This window comes from Pantoea sp. 18069 (genome assembly GCF_902706035.1).
GTDB lineage: Bacteria > Pseudomonadota > Gammaproteobacteria > Burkholderiales > Burkholderiaceae_C > Comamonas.
The window spans coordinates 1-717 of sequence record NZ_CACSJA010000100.1 but is presented as its reverse complement, the minus strand read 5'-3'; the positions used below and the strand labels follow the sequence as shown (position 1 = coordinate 717).

The window sequence follows — 717 nt, the reverse complement described above, 5'->3', positions numbered from 1 at the left end:
GGTCATCAGCGTTGTGTGAAACCGCAGCGCCCCTACGGGAGCGCGACAATCAGTGAATCCGCCGATGGCGCAGGCGAGCACGGCGCGCGACACTGGCCCCCATGCTCGACGCTGCGCAGATCGCTCCCGAACAACTGGCCACCCTGGGTGAGAGCGAGCTGCGTGAGTTGGCCACCAGGCTGCTCGCTCGCATCGAGCGTCACAACCATGAGATCGATTGGCGCGATGCCAAACTCGAGAAGCTGGCCTATGAGATTGCGCACCTGCGGCGCATGAAGTTCAGCGCCAGGAGCGAGCAGCTCAATGCACAGCAGAAAGCGCTGTTCGACGAGTCGGTGGATGCTGACATCGCCGCGCTCGAGGCAGAGCTCGAAGACCTGAAAGCGCCGCCGTCTGCCGGCGACAAGAAAAAAGCCCAACCCAAGCGCGCGGCGCTGCCGCAGGAGTTGGCGCACATCCAGATCAGTCACGAGCCAGACTCCACGACCTGTGCCTGCGGCTGCGCGCTGCAACGCGTGGGCGAGGACATCAGCCAGAAGCTGGACTACACGCCTGGCGTGTTCACTGTGCAAAACCATGTGCGCGGCAAATGGGCGTGCCGCGACTGCCGTACGCTGACACAGGCTGCGGTTCCCGCCGAGATCATCGACAAGGGAATTCCTACGGCGGGCCTGCTGGCCCATGTGCTGGTGGCCAAGCACTCGGACCACCTGCCGT

The 717-nt window shown here is 64.2% G+C and carries 1 pseudogene; it reads left to right on the top strand.

Annotated elements, in window-relative coordinates:
- Nucleotides 1–233 precede the first annotated feature (233 nt).
- Nucleotides 234–717 (top strand): annotated as a pseudogene (locus GVL12_RS25740) (IS66 family transposase zinc-finger binding domain-containing protein); the annotation flags it as partial.